Annotated in this window: 15 protein-coding genes and 1 tRNA gene; 9 read left to right on the forward strand and 7 right to left on the reverse strand. The window is 68.4% G+C overall.

Annotation, left to right across the window (positions count from 1 at the left end):
• Positions 1 to 23 precede the first annotated feature (23 nt).
• Complete coding sequence (locus DID99_RS04755; protein WP_124485851.1) at positions 24 to 278, forward strand: hypothetical protein; 255 nt, start codon at positions 24 to 26, stop codon at positions 276 to 278.
• Between the two features lie 84 nt (positions 279 to 362).
• Positions 363 to 758 carry a hypothetical protein gene (locus DID99_RS04760; RefSeq protein WP_124519728.1) on the forward strand — a complete coding sequence of 132 codons (396 nt, stop codon included), beginning with the start codon at positions 363 to 365 and terminating at the stop codon, positions 756 to 758.
• A gap of 79 nt (positions 759 to 837) precedes the next feature.
• Here DID99_RS04760 and DID99_RS04765 read toward each other — a convergent pair.
• The 4 genes from DID99_RS04765 to DID99_RS04785 form a co-directional block, all read right to left on the reverse strand.
• Positions 838 to 911, reverse strand: a tRNA-OTHER gene (locus DID99_RS04765).
• A gap of 47 nt (positions 912 to 958) precedes the next feature.
• Positions 959 to 1,522 carry an Hsp20/alpha crystallin family protein gene (locus DID99_RS04770; protein ID WP_044843462.1) on the reverse strand — a complete coding sequence of 188 codons (564 nt, stop codon included), beginning with the start codon at positions 1,520 to 1,522 and terminating at the stop codon, positions 959 to 961.
• Positions 1,523 to 1,934: 412 nt separating this feature from the next.
• Positions 1,935 to 2,342, reverse strand: a complete 408-nt coding sequence (locus tag DID99_RS04780) for an Hsp20/alpha crystallin family protein (RefSeq protein ID WP_124570350.1) — start codon at positions 2,340 to 2,342, stop codon at positions 1,935 to 1,937.
• Positions 2,343 to 2,357: 15 nt separating this feature from the next.
• Entirely contained in the window at positions 2,358 to 2,798 is a 441-nt protein-coding gene (locus DID99_RS04785; protein WP_124528629.1) for an Hsp20/alpha crystallin family protein, read from the reverse strand.
• A gap of 249 nt (positions 2,799 to 3,047) precedes the next feature.
• Here DID99_RS04785 and DID99_RS04790 point away from each other — a divergent pair, with 249 nt between their 5' ends.
• Entirely contained in the window at positions 3,048 to 3,431 is a 384-nt protein-coding gene (locus DID99_RS04790) for a hypothetical protein (protein WP_124519732.1), read from the forward strand.
• Positions 3,432 to 3,606: 175 nt separating this feature from the next.
• Here the strand turns inward: DID99_RS04790 and DID99_RS04795 are convergent, their stop codons facing one another.
• The gene (locus DID99_RS04795; protein WP_044843466.1) at positions 3,607 to 4,911 is read right to left on the reverse strand and encodes a HipA domain-containing protein; all 1,305 of its coding nucleotides are present in this window, start codon (positions 4,909 to 4,911) and stop codon (positions 3,607 to 3,609) included.
• A complete protein-coding gene (locus DID99_RS04800) occupies positions 4,901 to 5,185 on the reverse strand; it encodes a helix-turn-helix domain-containing protein (protein ID WP_044843467.1) in 285 nt (94 codons plus the stop codon). Before DID99_RS04800 ends, DID99_RS04795 begins: the two co-directional genes overlap by 11 nt.
• A gap of 381 nt (positions 5,186 to 5,566) precedes the next feature.
• Here DID99_RS04800 and DID99_RS04805 point away from each other — a divergent pair, with 381 nt between their 5' ends.
• The gene (locus tag DID99_RS04805; protein WP_124666187.1) at positions 5,567 to 6,277 is read left to right on the forward strand and encodes an MgtC/SapB family protein; all 711 of its coding nucleotides are present in this window, start codon (positions 5,567 to 5,569) and stop codon (positions 6,275 to 6,277) included.
• Positions 6,278 to 6,352: 75 nt separating this feature from the next.
• Here DID99_RS04805 and DID99_RS04810 read toward each other — a convergent pair whose 3' ends face one another.
• Complete coding sequence (locus DID99_RS04810; protein WP_124666188.1) at positions 6,353 to 8,542, reverse strand: ATP-binding protein; 2,190 nt, start codon at positions 8,540 to 8,542, stop codon at positions 6,353 to 6,355.
• A 363-nt stretch (positions 8,543 to 8,905) separates the two neighbouring features.
• On the opposite strand from DID99_RS04810, the gene DID99_RS04815 reads away from it, so the two are divergent.
• From DID99_RS04815 to DID99_RS04835, 5 genes are all read left to right on the forward strand, one after another.
• Positions 8,906 to 9,820, forward strand: a complete 915-nt coding sequence (locus tag DID99_RS04815; RefSeq protein WP_124666189.1) for a TauD/TfdA family dioxygenase — start codon at positions 8,906 to 8,908, stop codon at positions 9,818 to 9,820.
• A gap of 43 nt (positions 9,821 to 9,863) precedes the next feature.
• Entirely contained in the window at positions 9,864 to 10,919 is a 1,056-nt protein-coding gene (locus DID99_RS04820; protein WP_044843482.1) for an ABC transporter substrate-binding protein, read from the forward strand.
• 127 nt (positions 10,920 to 11,046) lie between these two features.
• On the forward strand, positions 11,047 to 11,988 hold the full coding sequence (locus tag DID99_RS04825) for an ABC transporter ATP-binding protein (RefSeq protein WP_260426155.1): 942 nt from the start codon (positions 11,047 to 11,049) through the stop codon (positions 11,986 to 11,988).
• Positions 11,985 to 12,872: an ABC transporter permease gene (locus DID99_RS04830; RefSeq protein WP_124666190.1), complete on the forward strand. Its 888-nt coding sequence runs from the start codon at positions 11,985 to 11,987 to the stop codon at positions 12,870 to 12,872. The genes DID99_RS04825 and DID99_RS04830 overlap by 4 nt, the downstream gene beginning before the upstream one ends.
• 175 nt (positions 12,873 to 13,047) lie before the next feature.
• Positions 13,048 to 14,265, forward strand: coding sequence for an acyl-CoA dehydrogenase family protein (locus tag DID99_RS04835; protein WP_124666191.1), 1,218 nt, complete (start codon positions 13,048 to 13,050; stop codon positions 14,263 to 14,265).
• Positions 14,266 to 14,288 lie beyond the last annotated feature (23 nt).

Raw genomic sequence — 14,288 nt, forward strand, 5'->3', positions numbered from 1 at the left:
GCCGCTTTTTGCGGGTGACCGACATGAAACTCGAACTTTGCATCGACTCGAAGCCGCTCGACATCGAGCTCGACGACGTGGTGGCGGGACTGCTGGCCGTCCGGCTCGACTTGCCCGCAGGCGCAGACAACCGGGACGCGCTCGCGCGTTATCTCAGCGCCAAGGGCGCGCCCTGGAGTCTCGACGAAGAGCACATGCGCAGGCGCATACTGCGCCGGCTGATTCTGGATATCGCCGATCCGGCGCTGGTCATCCGCCATCTCATGGCCGACGAATGAACTTGCCCGACCGGCCGGCTCCGGATGCGGCGACATCAACCCGCGTCCCGATCGTCTTGCCAACCCGCTGAATCGGACATTGTCATGGCCAATGAACCGCGTTCGCCTGTCCGCTCGTCGATGGGGCTTCCTGCCGGCGTGCTCGGGAGGGACTACCTCAAGTTCTTGCAACTCTCGGTCGATGATGCACTGCGCGGCGCGCAAACATTCGCCGACGAAGCGCTGGAGGAAGCCATGACCGCTATCCGCCGTGGTTCGATGCGCGCGGCGCGGCCGGCCATGAAGGTCTTCTTCGACGGGTGCCGGTTCTGGCTCGCCAGTCACTTTCATCGCTACGAGGCGGCCCGCCGTCTCGGTGCCCGTCATCAGGAATTCTGGTGCGAGATCGAGCCGGGTCCAAAGGACGACGCCGTGCGATATGCGTCGCGAGTGTCCCGCTTCGGGCATGTCTGCCACGACACTTCCACAGCGGCTGGCTGACCGTCATCCATGGCTTCGGTGCGTTCGTTGCCCATCGCAAGCCGCGTTTGTCGGGTGGCAGCGGATGTTCGGTTTCATGCGGGCCGTACCGGATTCGAACCAGTGACCAACGGACAAAAAAGTCGGCCGCTCCACCAACTGAGCCAACGGCCCGGTTCGTCCGATATCCGCCCGCCACCACGGCACTTTTCGTGTTTGCCCTAGCGGATTTCGATCGTGCGACTCACGGTCTGCGTCGGCTCCGACTTTGGCACGGTCAACGTGAGTACACCGTTATCGAACTTTGCCAACGTGCGATCGGGGTCGGCGTAGTCCGGCATCGGGATCGTGCGGATGAAGCTTCCGTGGGCGCGCTCCAGCCGGTAACAGCCGTTTTCCTCGCTGCGTACGTCCTGCTTTTTCTCTCCGCGCAGCACGATTGCCCCGTCCTCGACGCTCACCTTCAGATCTTCGCGCGCCATTCCGGGCAGTTCGGCGGTCACGCGCAGCACCGGTCCTTCATCGACGACGTCGATGCGCGGCTGGAAGCGCGATGAACTGAAGTCGCCGAACCATCGTTCGAGCGCGCCACGGCCTGCGAGCGGGTCATGAAGGAATTCCTCCACCGCACGCCACGGCTCACGTGAGAACAGTCGCGGAATGTCGGGCCACGCGGCCCGCCACTGTTCGCTTGACGGCGGGTTTTCCGGGCCTTCCGCGTCGGACTTGCGGGCAGTTCCGCGAAGGAACTTGAAGGGGTTCCACTTTTTCGGATCGGTATTCATGGCATCCTCCGATTCAGCTTCAATCCGTTTCGAGCGTGGCGGCCGGCCCCTCGGGCAGCATGCGTGCCCCGAGCCTCGGCTGCGCCGGGCATGTCGCGATCGATCAGTTGCACCGCGTACTCGAGCGCATCGCGCTGCGTTTCGGCCGCGCTTGTCCAGCGCTCGCCGAAACGCGGCGGATGCCGGTCGGCCGACACCTCATCGTTCCGTTCGATCCGGACGATGGCGATGTAGTCATCCGGTGCGGACGTGCGTGTCGCGATCGTCGCATGGGCACGGTGCGGACAAGGACCGCATGCCCTCTCCAGGACTCCTGAGCGACATCGGAAACCGGTGCCTCCCGCGCCTGGTTCGCGACGGGCGGCGGCGTTTTCCCCGCCGCCCATGCTCCCGACCCGCCGTTGCCGCAGGGTCAGCCGGTCCTGACTTCGATGCGCCGTGGGCGAGCCTCGTCGCGACGCGGGATCGTCAGCTTCAACACCCCGTCCTGGAGGCTCGCCTCGATCTTCGACGTATCGAAGTCCGGTGACAGCGTGAACGTCCTCGCGAAGTGCGGCTCCCGGACCTCGGCATGCTGCAGGCGCAGATTTGCCGGCGTCGGCACCACCGCCTCGGCCTCGATCGAGAGGCTGCTGTCGTGAACCTTGACGTCCAGCTTGTCCTTCGTCACGCCGGGCAGATCTGCCCACAGTGTGACGCCCTGGTTGCTCTCGTAGATGTCGACGGCCGGGGTGAGGGTGATCCGGCGCGTGGCCTGTTCCGCGTCGCGACGCGTGACTGCGGACGGGGCGCGTTCAGCCAGTTTGGTCATGTCGTTCATGATCGGCTCCTCGAGTTACTGGACAGTGATGGCGCGTGGCTTGGACGACTCGCGCTTGCCGATACTGATCGACAGGCAGCCATTTTCGTAGCGCGCCTGGACCTTGTCGGGATCGGCGGTGTCGGGCAGCTCGATGACGCGCCGGAAGGCGCCGACGAAGCGCTCCTGCGCGTACGTACGCGTCTCGCTTTCAGTGTCGGGTTGCGTCGATTTGCGTTCGCCGCTGAGGGTCAGCAAGCCCTTGTCGATCGATACGTCGAGTTCGGCGGCGCTGACGCCCGGGGCGAAGGCGACGATCTCGATCGACTCGTCCGTCGCGCCGATGTTGATCTGAGGAAATGCGCCGAGCCGGCTCGCGCGGATGCTGGACGGGAAGCCGCCGAAGAGTTGCGCCATCTGCTGCTGCAGGCGGTCGAACTCGCTGAAGAGATCGGTTCCGAAGTAAAGATCGCTCATGATCGTATCCTCCTGGATGGCAATCGGGAGGCGAACGGGCCTACGCGCTCCAGTTCGCCTGCCGGACTGCCGGCAAACAAATCGAAACACGCAGCGCGCGGGATGAAACGGTTCGCGCGTCTGCCTGAGCGAAACTCAAGATAGGCACTCTGCGGAAAATTTCAAGGGGCGGCGGCAGATTTTTGCACTTGAAATTTCGGTGCTGGAACCTATCATCGCAGCGGCTTGGAACTGCATGCGGAGGACGCCATGGAATTCGATACGGACTGGCTTACGCTGGGCAGGCATCGTATCCGGCTGCGCTCGACGAAGGGCTTTCCGACCGAGACGATGCGCACCGTGACCGAGGTCGTCAGGCTCGCGATCGACAACAACATGAGCGCGCGGGCGCGACTCGTCGAGATCGTCTGCCGGCAGGAAAAGACCTACGACGTGCTGGTCGGCACGACGATGGCGGAGGACAAGGCTTGTGCACCGCAACTTGAAGCCGCGGTCGCGGTCGTGCTGGGCCTGTTGCCCGAGCAGATCAACATCACGGTCACCCCGGTCACGCAAAAGGAGGTCGATCTGCACTTCGGCGTGTACGAGCGGATGCTGTCGGAGAAGCTGAGTTCGACGCCGCCGATCCGCTGACCGATCGGTTCGGCGCCCGGCCGTACGGCGGGCGCAGGTTCGCGTCTGCCGACATGCCGGCGCGGGGCGGGCACGGCGGCAACGATCGCGGAATGGGGGCACCCGACCGACGCCGGACGTCGGATTGGCGATCCACCTGGACCGGCGCGCCCAGGTGCATGCTTCATGCCCGTCCTCAACCGTGCGTCGGCCGAAGCGCGCGCCCCATCTCCGCGATCGGCATCGCCGCGATCGAGTTCAGCAGCCGCGTCTCGCCGGCGTCCGGGCGCGCGATTGCCCGAACTTCCTCGAGCGTCTGCGCGACATGGCGATCGAGCGGTTCGAGAAAGCGCTGCAGTTCGCTTGCCGCCGCTTTCTCCCTGAGCCCGAGCGCCTGACCGAACGCGATCAGCGCGGCCGCATCGATCTCGACAAAGCGCGTCGCGTTGCCGAGCGGCATCGTCAATTCGCAGTGCGGCCAGTGATCGCCGCGATGGTCGGGGCGGTGCGTCGGCGTGTGATACACGACCGTGCTGACGATGTCGTAGAACGGCGCGAGCCGGTAGCCGCGCGCGTCGACGAAGAACGACAGGTTCTTCAGGTGCGCGTCGGCATTGCCGACCACCACGTTGAACACGGTCCAGCGGAACACCGACAGGCGCGCCAGCGCGCGCGTGCTGGTGCGCTCGATCGCGCGGGCGAGCTCCTGCGCATTCGCGCGCTGGTACTTGAAGCCGCGGTCGTAGTTGAGCAACTGCATCGCGTCGATCGTATGCACGCGTGCGGCCGGCGCCGACGCGACGTCGCGGTCGAACCGGTCGATCACGTAACACGCGGACGGCGCGCGCAGGAAGTGCACGTCGGGCACGTCGAGCCCCATCTTCTGCGCGAGCTTCATGCAGAAGAATTCGTTGATCGCCGAGTGCGGGTAGCCGGCCGCGCGCATGTCCGGCTTGAGCAGGTGCATCGACGGCTCGCTGCCGACCGGCTCGTACAGCGCGTAGTCGGGTGCATCGCCGCGCAGCACCAGCAGCAGCTTCTGCTGCGCGCCGGCCGCCGACATGCGCTTGGGCGCGGTGGCCGTCAGCGCGCGCTCGGGCATCGCCCGGATCCGGCGCTCGAGCTCGTCGAGCGGCAGCGGCTGCAGGCTGCCGGGCGCTTCCCGTTCGCCGTCGGCCAGCAGCGTCAGCGCGCCGGCCGATTCGCGCCCGAAGTACGCGAGCAGGCCCCACGCGTCGGCGGCGTCGACCTTCGCCTCGCGCGCGAGCGAGGTGCGCATGCCTTCCTCGGGCAGCAGGTTGTCGAAGAACCACTGGACCGGGCGATCGGTCGACGTGTCGGTGTAGGGGCCGGCGCGCAGCGCGAACGCCGGGGACAGCGGATAGGCAGCCGGGGACGCGAGCCATTGCGGGTCGTACGCGAACGACCAGATGCCCTTGTCGTCGGTCAGCGTGCCCATGCGCACGCCGTTGGCGGACGCGATCAGCGTTCTAGCCGCCATGGCTGCTCCTGCGGCGTTGCGCGGCCTTCAGCGCGGTGGCTTCCGAAATCTCGACCGACGACTCGGCGTACAGGCGCACGCCCAGTTCGCCGAGCAGCAGCATGACCTTGCCGATTTGCGCGGTCGGCTTTCCGCCTTCCACCTGGCTGATGAATTTCGGCGACAGCCCGGTCGCGTTCGCGAGTTCGTCGCGCGTGAACCCCTGCTGGAGCCGCGCCGCGCGGATGAGGTGGGCGAGCGCGCCGATCGTGTCGACGGACTGGGACTCCGACATGACGTTCTCCGTGCTTCGTATCTGATCGGGAACAGTATTGCACAACTCGCCGGCCGGGGCATCATTTCGTATCCGTACAGGAACGGAGCGGCGAACCGGGGAGCCGGTGCGCCGTTTCGTACCCGATCGGATACCGGGAGGCGCGGAAGCGTGACGCAGGCGATTTTCGTATCCGAACGGATGCGGAGAAGGGCGGGACCGTGACGGCGGCCCGGTCGCATGCGCGTGCGACGACTGAGCGGTCAGGGCGCTAGCCGTGCGCGCGGCGACACGCCGACACTGTGACACGCGCGCGAGCCGGGCCCGAACCTTGCGCGCCGCAAGCGTCGTCCGCGGCCACGCCGCGACGCATCGCGCAAGAAAATTTGCAGGGAGGCGCGCATGGAGCCGATGCCAGTCGTACTTCAGTGGGATGCGGTCCTCGTCAGGATCGTCCTGGCGCTCGTCGCGGGCGGGCTGATCGGCCTCGATCGCAGCGAATCCGGCAAGACGGCAGGGCTGCGCACGACGATCTTCGTCTGTCTCGCCGCGTGCCTGGCGATGCTGCAGGTCAATGCGCTGCTGCTGCAGGCCGGCAAGCCGCAGGACGGGTTCTCGGTGCTCGACCCGATGCGCCTGCCGCTCGGCATCCTGACCGGGATGGGCTTCATCGGCGGCGGCGCGATCCTGCATCGCGATGGCCTCGTATCCGGCGTGACCACGGCCGCGACGCTGTGGTTCGTCACCGTCGTCGGACTGTGCATCGGCGGCGGCCAGCTGTCGCTCGGCGCGCTCGGGCTCGCGCTCGCCCTCCTGGTCGTGTGGCCGCTGCGGTTGGTCGAGCAGCGCGTGCGCAGCGTCAGGACTGCGCTGGTCACGGTCGAGTACGAACTGGGCTCGGCGGCGCGCGAGCGCCTGACGACCGGGCTGCACAATGCGGGCTTCGCGTGCCGCACGCGCGGTTTTCGCGAAACGGCCGCGCGTGCGTCGCGCGAGGAAGAACTGCTCGTGAAGTGGCGCGAACCGGCCGACGCCGATGCGATGCTGCGTCAACTGATCCGGATCGTCGAATCGGCCGGCCTGACGTCGATCCGCTGTTCCGAGGAGAACTGAGCCGCACGGCGCTTGCCGGAACGTCGGCTGGTTGCATGCCTCGTGCCGCATTCGGCATTCAGGATCCGGCAGCGTTCAGCGTCCGGCTTCCGCACCGGCGCCGTCGTGCGCATCGCCGTCCGTCCCCGGCCGGCTCATCGCGAGATGAAGTGCGGCCGGGTCGACCGGTTTCACGAAATGCTGCAGAAACCCGGTCGCGAGACAGCGTTCGCGATCCGCGTTGCGGCCATAACCGGTCAGCGCGAGAAAGATGCACGGCGTGACCTCGGTGATCGCCTTCAGCCGCCGCAGCAGCTCGTAGCCGTCCATCACCGGCAGCCCGATGTCGAGGATCGCGACGTCGGGACGGTAGGCGCGGTACGCGGCCAGTGCGGTGACCGGGTCGTGCACGACGGCGACCTCGTGACCGGCCTCGCGCAGCCATTGCGCGAGCGTCGACGCGGCATCCTCGTTGTCGTCGACCAGCATCACGCGCCGGCCGGTGCGGCCCGGCGCCAGGTCGCGGATGCCGGGCGGCGGCTGTGGCACGGTGACCGCCACCGTTTTCGGCCGGTATTCGGGCAGCGTGATCGTAAACGTGCTGCCGCAGCCGGGGCCGGCGCTGTCCGCGCGCACCGTGCCGCCGTGCAGCGTCACGAGGCTGCGCACGAGCGCAAGGCCGATGCCGAGGCCGCCATGCGCCTGTTTCGCTTCGCCGTCGAGCCGGTAGAACGGCTCGAAGATGCTGTCGAGACGATCGCGCGGAATGCCGGCGCCGTTGTCGCATACCTCGACGATCGCGGTGCCGTCCGCGCCGCGCGCAGCGCGCAGCGTGATGTCGCCGCCCGGCAGCGTGTATTTCGCCGCGTTGGTCAGCAGGTTCGCGACGGCCTGCGACAGCCGCACCGGGTCGCCGTGGCAGCGCGCGTCCGGATCGGCGTCGACCTGCAGGCGGTGGCGGCGCTGCTCGAGCAGCGGGCTCGCGATCTCGACCGCGCGGTCGGCGATGTCGGCGAGCCGCACGGCTTCCTTCTTCAGCGTGATCTTGCCGCGCGTGATGCGCGACACGTCGAGCAGGTCGTCGATCAGCCGGACCATGTGATCGAGCTGGCGCTGGATGATCGCGATCTCGTTCGGCGTCGCGTGGCCGTCGCGGTTGCGGATCAGCTCCAGCGCGAGCGAGATCGGCGTCAGCGGATTGCGCAGCTCATGGCCGAGCACCGCGAGAAACTGGTCCTTGGCCTGATTCGCGTCGCGCAGCTCGCCCAGCAGCCGGTCGCGCTCCGCGTTCGCGGCGACGAGCTTCTCGCGCGCGGCGACGTGCTCGGTCACCTCGACCGCACTGACGATCACGCCCAGCCCGTCCGCGAGCGGCTGCGGATTGAAATGCAGCCGATACACGCGGGCGCCGTCCGGCTCGGGCCGGTCGCGGTGCTCGCCGATCGTCGTCGAGCAGCCCTGCGCGCGGGCGGCTTCCAGTGCACGCACGATCTCGGGCGCATCGCCGCCGGGCAGCACCGCCGTCAGCGGCTGGTCGACGATGTCGGTCCGGCCGCACAAGGCCGAGAAGCGGTGATTCGCGAGCACGATCCGGTGCGCGGGGCCCGACAGCAGCGCGATCGGCAATGGCGCGTGCATCAGGACGCCGTTGCGTTGCTGTTCGGCATCCTCGCGGCGGCGGATCTCGTCGCTCAGCGCGCGCGAGCGCTGCTGCGCCAGCGCCAGCGTCGGGTGCAGCCCGCCTTCGTCGTCGCGCAGCGATGCGACGGGCAGGATGCGGCGGTGCAGCGCGCATACGTGGCGGAACGTCTCCGACTGCTCGGCGCTCGCAAACGCATCGTGCGGATAGCCGCAGTAGAGCGAGAAGCGGTACCGCTCGATCAGCGCGTTCCATAGCGCTTCCACCCGCAGCGCCGCGGCGTACCGGTTGCGCGCGCACAGCAGCGCGACCATTTCGCCGAACGCATGCACGGGCCGGCCGGCGCGGATCGCCGCTTCGACGATCGTGCCGATCGAGCGGCGAAAGCGCGCGGGGTCGGGCAGGTCGCCATTCATGAAGCTGTCGAGGAGCGCATGCGCGCTCGACATGAAGATGCGGCCGCGAGCCGCGCCGCCGGCCGATGCACCGAGCGTGTGCAGGCGTTCGTGCACCGCCGCGAGGCAGGCGGGCCGCGCGATCACGATCGCGCTGCCGCCGGCGCTCAGCGCCTGGGCCGCGAACACGGCGACTTCCGACATGAGCTGCGCGTCGGACTCGTAGAACTGGACGAAGTGATCGGCCCGCATTGGCGCCGATTCCAGCAGGGGAGGGACTGTTTTCATCGCTCACGACCAGGCAATGCCGTTGGCGGCCGGCGATTCCGTGCCGCGGCCATATCCGGTCCGGCGCGCGCAAGCTGCGTGCCGGAGCGGCGCCGATGCCCGGCGACGCCGCGGCATCGGCCCGGCCCACGCGGGCGGTGCCGGACGGCGCTGCATTTGTAAATACTGCAGAAAGCCCGCGTCGGTTGGCGGACGCCCGCCTGCCGGCCCCGCCGTCCGAGCAGCGATCTTTATCGCTGCAGCAGATAAACGTATCCGAATCGCTTCGTTGACGCAGTGCGGCACGCGCTCGTAGATTCGCATCTTTACCGAATCAAGGGCTGTACCGTGACGACTTCCGCCATCCGCGCCGCAATATCGACGCCCGCCTTGCCGCCGGAGGCCGGCGCGCAGCGATTCGACATCGTCCCGTTCGATGCGCCGCTCGGCGCCGAAGTCGTCGGCATCGACCTGTCGCAACCGCTCGGCGCCGCCGATTTCGCACGCATCCATCGCGCGCATCTCGACCATCACGTGCTGGTGTTTCGCGACCAGCGCATCACGCCGGACGAGCACATCGCGTTCAGCCGCCGTTTCGGCCCGCTGCAGATCCACGTGCTGCACCAGTTCGCGCTGCCCGCGCATCCGGAAGTGCTGATCGTGTCGAACATCGTCGAGAACGGCAAGCCGATCGGGCTCGGCGACGCCGGCCATTTCTGGCACTCCGACCTGTCGTACAAGGAAAAGCCGAGCCTCGGCTCGCTGCTGCATGCGCAGGAGCTGCCGGCCGAGGGCGGCGACACGTTGTTCGCGAACATGCATCTCGCGTGGGACACGCTGCCCGCGCACCTGCGCCGCGCGGTCGAAGGGCGGCGTGCCGAGCACACGTATCTCGCCCGCTATGCGGAGCTGCAGGCGCGCAGCCCGTGGCGGCCGAACCTGTCGGCCGAGCAGATCGCGCAGGTCGAGGCGGTGGTGCATCCGGTCGTGCGCACGCATCCTGAAACGGGCCGCAAGGCGTTGTTCGTCAGCGAGCATTTCACGACGCGCATCGTCGATCTGCCCGAAGACGAAAGCCGCGCGCTGCTCGACGAACTGTTCGCGCACAGCGTGCGTGCCGAGCATCTGTATCGGCACCACTGGCGCGAGCACGACCTCGTGTTCTGGGACAACCGCTCGCTGATGCATCTCGCGGCCGGCACGCCCGACCATCTGCGCCGCAAGCTGTACCGCACCACGATCGAAGGTGACGCGCCGTTCTGAACGGCACGTCCCGGTTCGCCGCCTCATTCTCACTGGAGTTCCGATGTCGTTTCCGCTTTCGCCGGCCCTGCGCCGCACGACCCTGGCCGCGCGCCGCGCACTGGCCGCCACGCTCACCGCGGCGCTCGCACTGGCCGCCGCCGGCACGCCGCAAGCCGCGCACGCGGAAGGCCGCATCCGCATCGCCGAGCAGTTCGGCGTGGTCTACCTGATGCTGAACGTCGCGCGCGACCAGCAACTGATCGAGAAGGAAGGGCGCAAGGCCGGCCTCGACATCAAGGTCGACTGGGTGCGCCTGTCGGGCGGCGCGGCCGTGAACGACGCGCTGCTGTCGGGCGCGGTCGACGTCGCCGGCGCGGGCGTCGGGCCGCTGCTGACCGTGTGGGATCGCACGCGCGGCCGGCAGAACGTGAAGGGCGTCGCGTCGCTCGGCAATTTTCCGTACTACCTCGTCAGCAGCAACCCGAACGTGAAGACGATCGCCGACCTGGGCGCGAAGGACCGCATCGCGGTGCCGGCCGTCGGCGTGTCGGTGCAGTCGCGCGTGCTGCAGTACGCGGCCGCGAAGCAGTGGGGCGACAAGCAGTTCGACAAGCTCGATCCGCTCACGCAGGCGATCCCGCATCCCGACGCGACGGCCGCGATTCTCGCGAACAGCAACGTGATCACGGGCCACTTCGGCAATCCGCCGTTCCAGGAGCAGGAACTCGCGGGCAATCCGAACGCACACATCGTGCTGAATTCCTACGACGTGCTCGGCGGCCCGAGTTCCGCGACGGTGCTGTACGCGACGGAGAAATTCCGCGACGAGAACCCGAAGACGTACCGCGCGTTCGTCGCCGCGCTCGCCGACGCCGCGCACCAGATCGCGGCAGATCCCGAGCGCGCGGTCGATACCTATATCCGCGTGAACGGCTCGAAGATCGATCGCGCGTTGCTGCTGAAGATCCTGCGCAATCCGCAGGTGCAGTTCAAGACGGCCCCGGAGAACACGCTGAAGCTCGCGCAGTTCATGTATCGCACCGGCGCAATCCGCAACGAGCCGAAGTCGTGGCGCGACTACTTCTTCGACGATCCGGCGACGGCCGGCGGCAGCTGAGCGGGCGTGGCGCTGCGGCGCCGCGATCGACGCTTATGCGTCGACGCGGTTTCGATATGTGCAATCGTTGGTTGGGCCGCGCGCGGTGCCGCCGTATGTTGATGCTTTACCCGCAAGAGTTTCGATCGTGAACGCCACTTCTCCCCGAATCGGGCTGCCGCCGTACGCGGCGCGCGGCGCCGCCGCACCGCCCGCCCAACCCGTCACCGACACCGACGCGGCGAGCAGGCCGGCATCCGCGTCCGCGCCGGCCGGCGCGCACAGCGAGCGCCTGCTGGCGATCGATCGCGTGAGCCTCGAATACCGGAGCGGCGCGCGGATCGTGCGCGCGACCCATCAGGTCAGCTTCGACGTGTATGGCAGCGACCGTTTCGTGCTGCTCGGCCCGTCGGGGTGCGGCAAGTCCACGTTGCTGAAGGCGATCGCCGGCTTCATCGAGCCGGTGTCGGGCTCGATCGCGCTCGACGGCCGGCCCGTGCAAGGGCCGGGCCCCGACCGCATCGTCGTGTTCCAGGAATTCGACCAGTTGCCGCCGTGGAAGACGGTCGTCGAGAACGTCGCGTTTCCGTTGCGCGCGGCCGCGAAGCTGTCGCGCGCCGAAGCACGCGAGCGCGCGCTGCACTATCTCGACAAGGTCGGCCTCGGTGCGTTCGCCGATGCCTATCCGCACACGCTGTCCGGCGGCATGAAGCAGCGCGTCGCGATCGCGCGTGCGCTGGCGATGCAGCCGCGCGTGCTGCTGATGGACGAACCGTTCGCCGCGCTCGACGCGCTCACGCGCCGCAAGATGCAGGAGGAACTGCTGCGCCTGTGGGACGAGTTCCGCTTCACGCTGCTGTTCGTCACGCATTCGATCGAGGAGGCGCTCGTCGTCGGCAACCGGATCCTGCTGCTGTCGCCGCATCCGGGCCGCGTGCGCGCGGAGCTCAACAGTCACGACCATTCGCTCGACAGCGTCGGCAGCGGCGACTTCCGCGAGCGCGTCGCGCGCATTCATCATCTGCTGTTCGATACCGACGTCGCGGACGAAACGCGGGCCGCACCGGCCACGGAGGGCATCGCATCATGAGCACGATCGATCCGGTCCTGCCGCCGCTGCCGCCCGTGCGCGCCGAATACGTGCGCGCGCTCGACCCGCCGCCCGACGCCGAACGTGCGGCGCCCGCACCGCTGTGGCGCCGCATCGTCGGCGCGAGCGGGTTTCGCCGCGCCGTCATCGCGCTCGTGCTGATCGCCGCATGGGAAATCATCGCGCGCATCGTCGCGAACGACCTGCTCGTGCCGACCTTCGGCGCGACGCTGGCCGCGTTCGTGCAGGGCATCGCGTCGGGCGAACTGCTGGTGAAGACGGGCATCTCGATGTCGGTGCTGCTGCGCGGCTATGCGCTCGGCGTATTGCTCGCGTTCGTGCTGACTTCGCTCGCGGTGTCGACGCGCATCGGCCGCGACGTGCTGTCGATGCTCACGTCGATGTTCAATCCGCTGCCGTCGATCGCGTTGCTGCCGATCGCGCTCCTGTGGTTCGGGCTCGGCACCGGCAGCCTGCTGTTCGTGCTCGTGCACGCGGTGCTCTGGCCGCTCGCGCTCAGCATGTACACGGGGTTCGCCGGCGTGCCGGCCACGCTGAAGATGGCCGGGCGCAACTACGGCCTCACCGGCCTGCGCCAGATCGCGCTGATTCTCGTGCCGGCCGCGCTGCCGTCGATCCTGTCGGGGCTGCGCGTCGGCTGGGCGTTCGCGTGGCGCACGCTGATCGCGGCCGAACTCGTGTTCGGCGCGAGCGCGGGGCAGGGCGGGCTCGGCTGGTACATCTTCCAGAACCGCAACGAGCTGTATACCGACCGCGTGTTCGCGGGCCTCGCGGCCGTCATCGTGATCGGCCTGCTCGTCGAGCATCTCGTGTTCGATACGCTCGAACGCGTGACGGTGCGCCGCTGGGGCATCCCGCACTGACCGTATCGATGCGCGTGCGCGCCGCATTCCCGGCGCACGCATAACCAAAGCTGAAATCGGTTTTTCACGCGCACCGGATGCGTCCCTATACTTTTCGGTGCTGCCTGCGGGCTGCGGCGACGGCCTGCGCAATCGTGCGGCGGGCCGTCGCTTTTCGACGATGAGGAACCGCTGCATGAATGCCCGTCATGGTGCCGAACCGCACGACGCGTTGTGCGCCGCGCTCGCCGCACTGCCCGAACTCGCGACGGCGATCGGGCGCGACGCCGCGCAACGCGAGGCGCGTCGCGAACTGCCGTTCGAAGGCTTCGCGCTCTTTCGCCGTTCCGCGCTCGGCGTACTGAGGATTCCGGTCGAACGCGGCGGCCTGGGCGGCACGCTGGTCGACCTGTTCGAGACGATCGCGACGCTCGCGGCCGCCGATTCGAATCTCGCGCACGCGCTGCGCATCCACTACGACCTGACCGAGACGCTGCGGCTGTCGCCGCGCACGCCGTTCAACGACGTGCAGCTCGAGCGCGCGCTGGCCGGCGCGATCTTCGGCGGCGCGTCGACCGAGCGCGGCACGTCGCGGCCGGGCGAGAACACGACCGTGCTGCGCCGCGACGGCGCGCACCATCGCGTGACGGGCCGCAAATACTATTCGACCGGCACCGCGTTTGCCGATTTCGCGCGCATCAACGTGGAGAACGAGCAGGGCGACGCGCTCGCCGTGATCATCCCGGTCGCGCGCGACGGCGTGCAGGTGCTCGACGACTGGGACGGCATGGGCCAGCGCATGACCGCGAGCGGCAGCCTGTTGCTGCACGACGTGCAGGTATTCGCGGACGAAGTCGCGGCCCGCGACGGCTCGACGCTCGTCGGCCGCCATTGCGGCGCGCTGCGGCAGCTTCATCTCGTCGCGACGGGCGCGGGCATCGTGCGCAACGTGGCGGCCGACGCGCGCCGCTACGTGCTCGAGCATGGCCGGCCGGTGCTGCACAGCCCGGCGGCGAGCGCGCGCGACGATCATTTCATCCAGCAGATCGTCGGCGAGCTGTCGGCGCACAGCCACGCGATCGACGCGCTCGTGCGCGACAACGCGCGTGCGCTCGACCGCTCCGCGGACGCGATCGAGGCCGGCGCGGCGGACGCGCACGAACGCGTGCTCGACAGCGCGCTCGCGACCGCGCGCACGCAGCTGATCGTCGGCAAGCTCGCGCTGTACGCGGCCGAACGGCTGTTCGAAGTGGGCGGCGCGTCGGCGACCGCGCGCGTGCACAACCTCGACCGGCACTGGCGCAACCTGCGCACGATCTTCAGCCACAACCCGCTGCTGCACAAGGCGCGGGTGATCGGCGACTACGACCTGAACGGCGTGACCACGCACCTGACCGAAGGACGCGTGTTCTGATTCCGCTGCGCCCGCAGCCCACT

The sequence above is a fragment of the Burkholderia sp. Bp8986 genome (genome assembly GCF_003854225.1).
GTDB lineage: Bacteria > Pseudomonadota > Gammaproteobacteria > Burkholderiales > Burkholderiaceae > Burkholderia.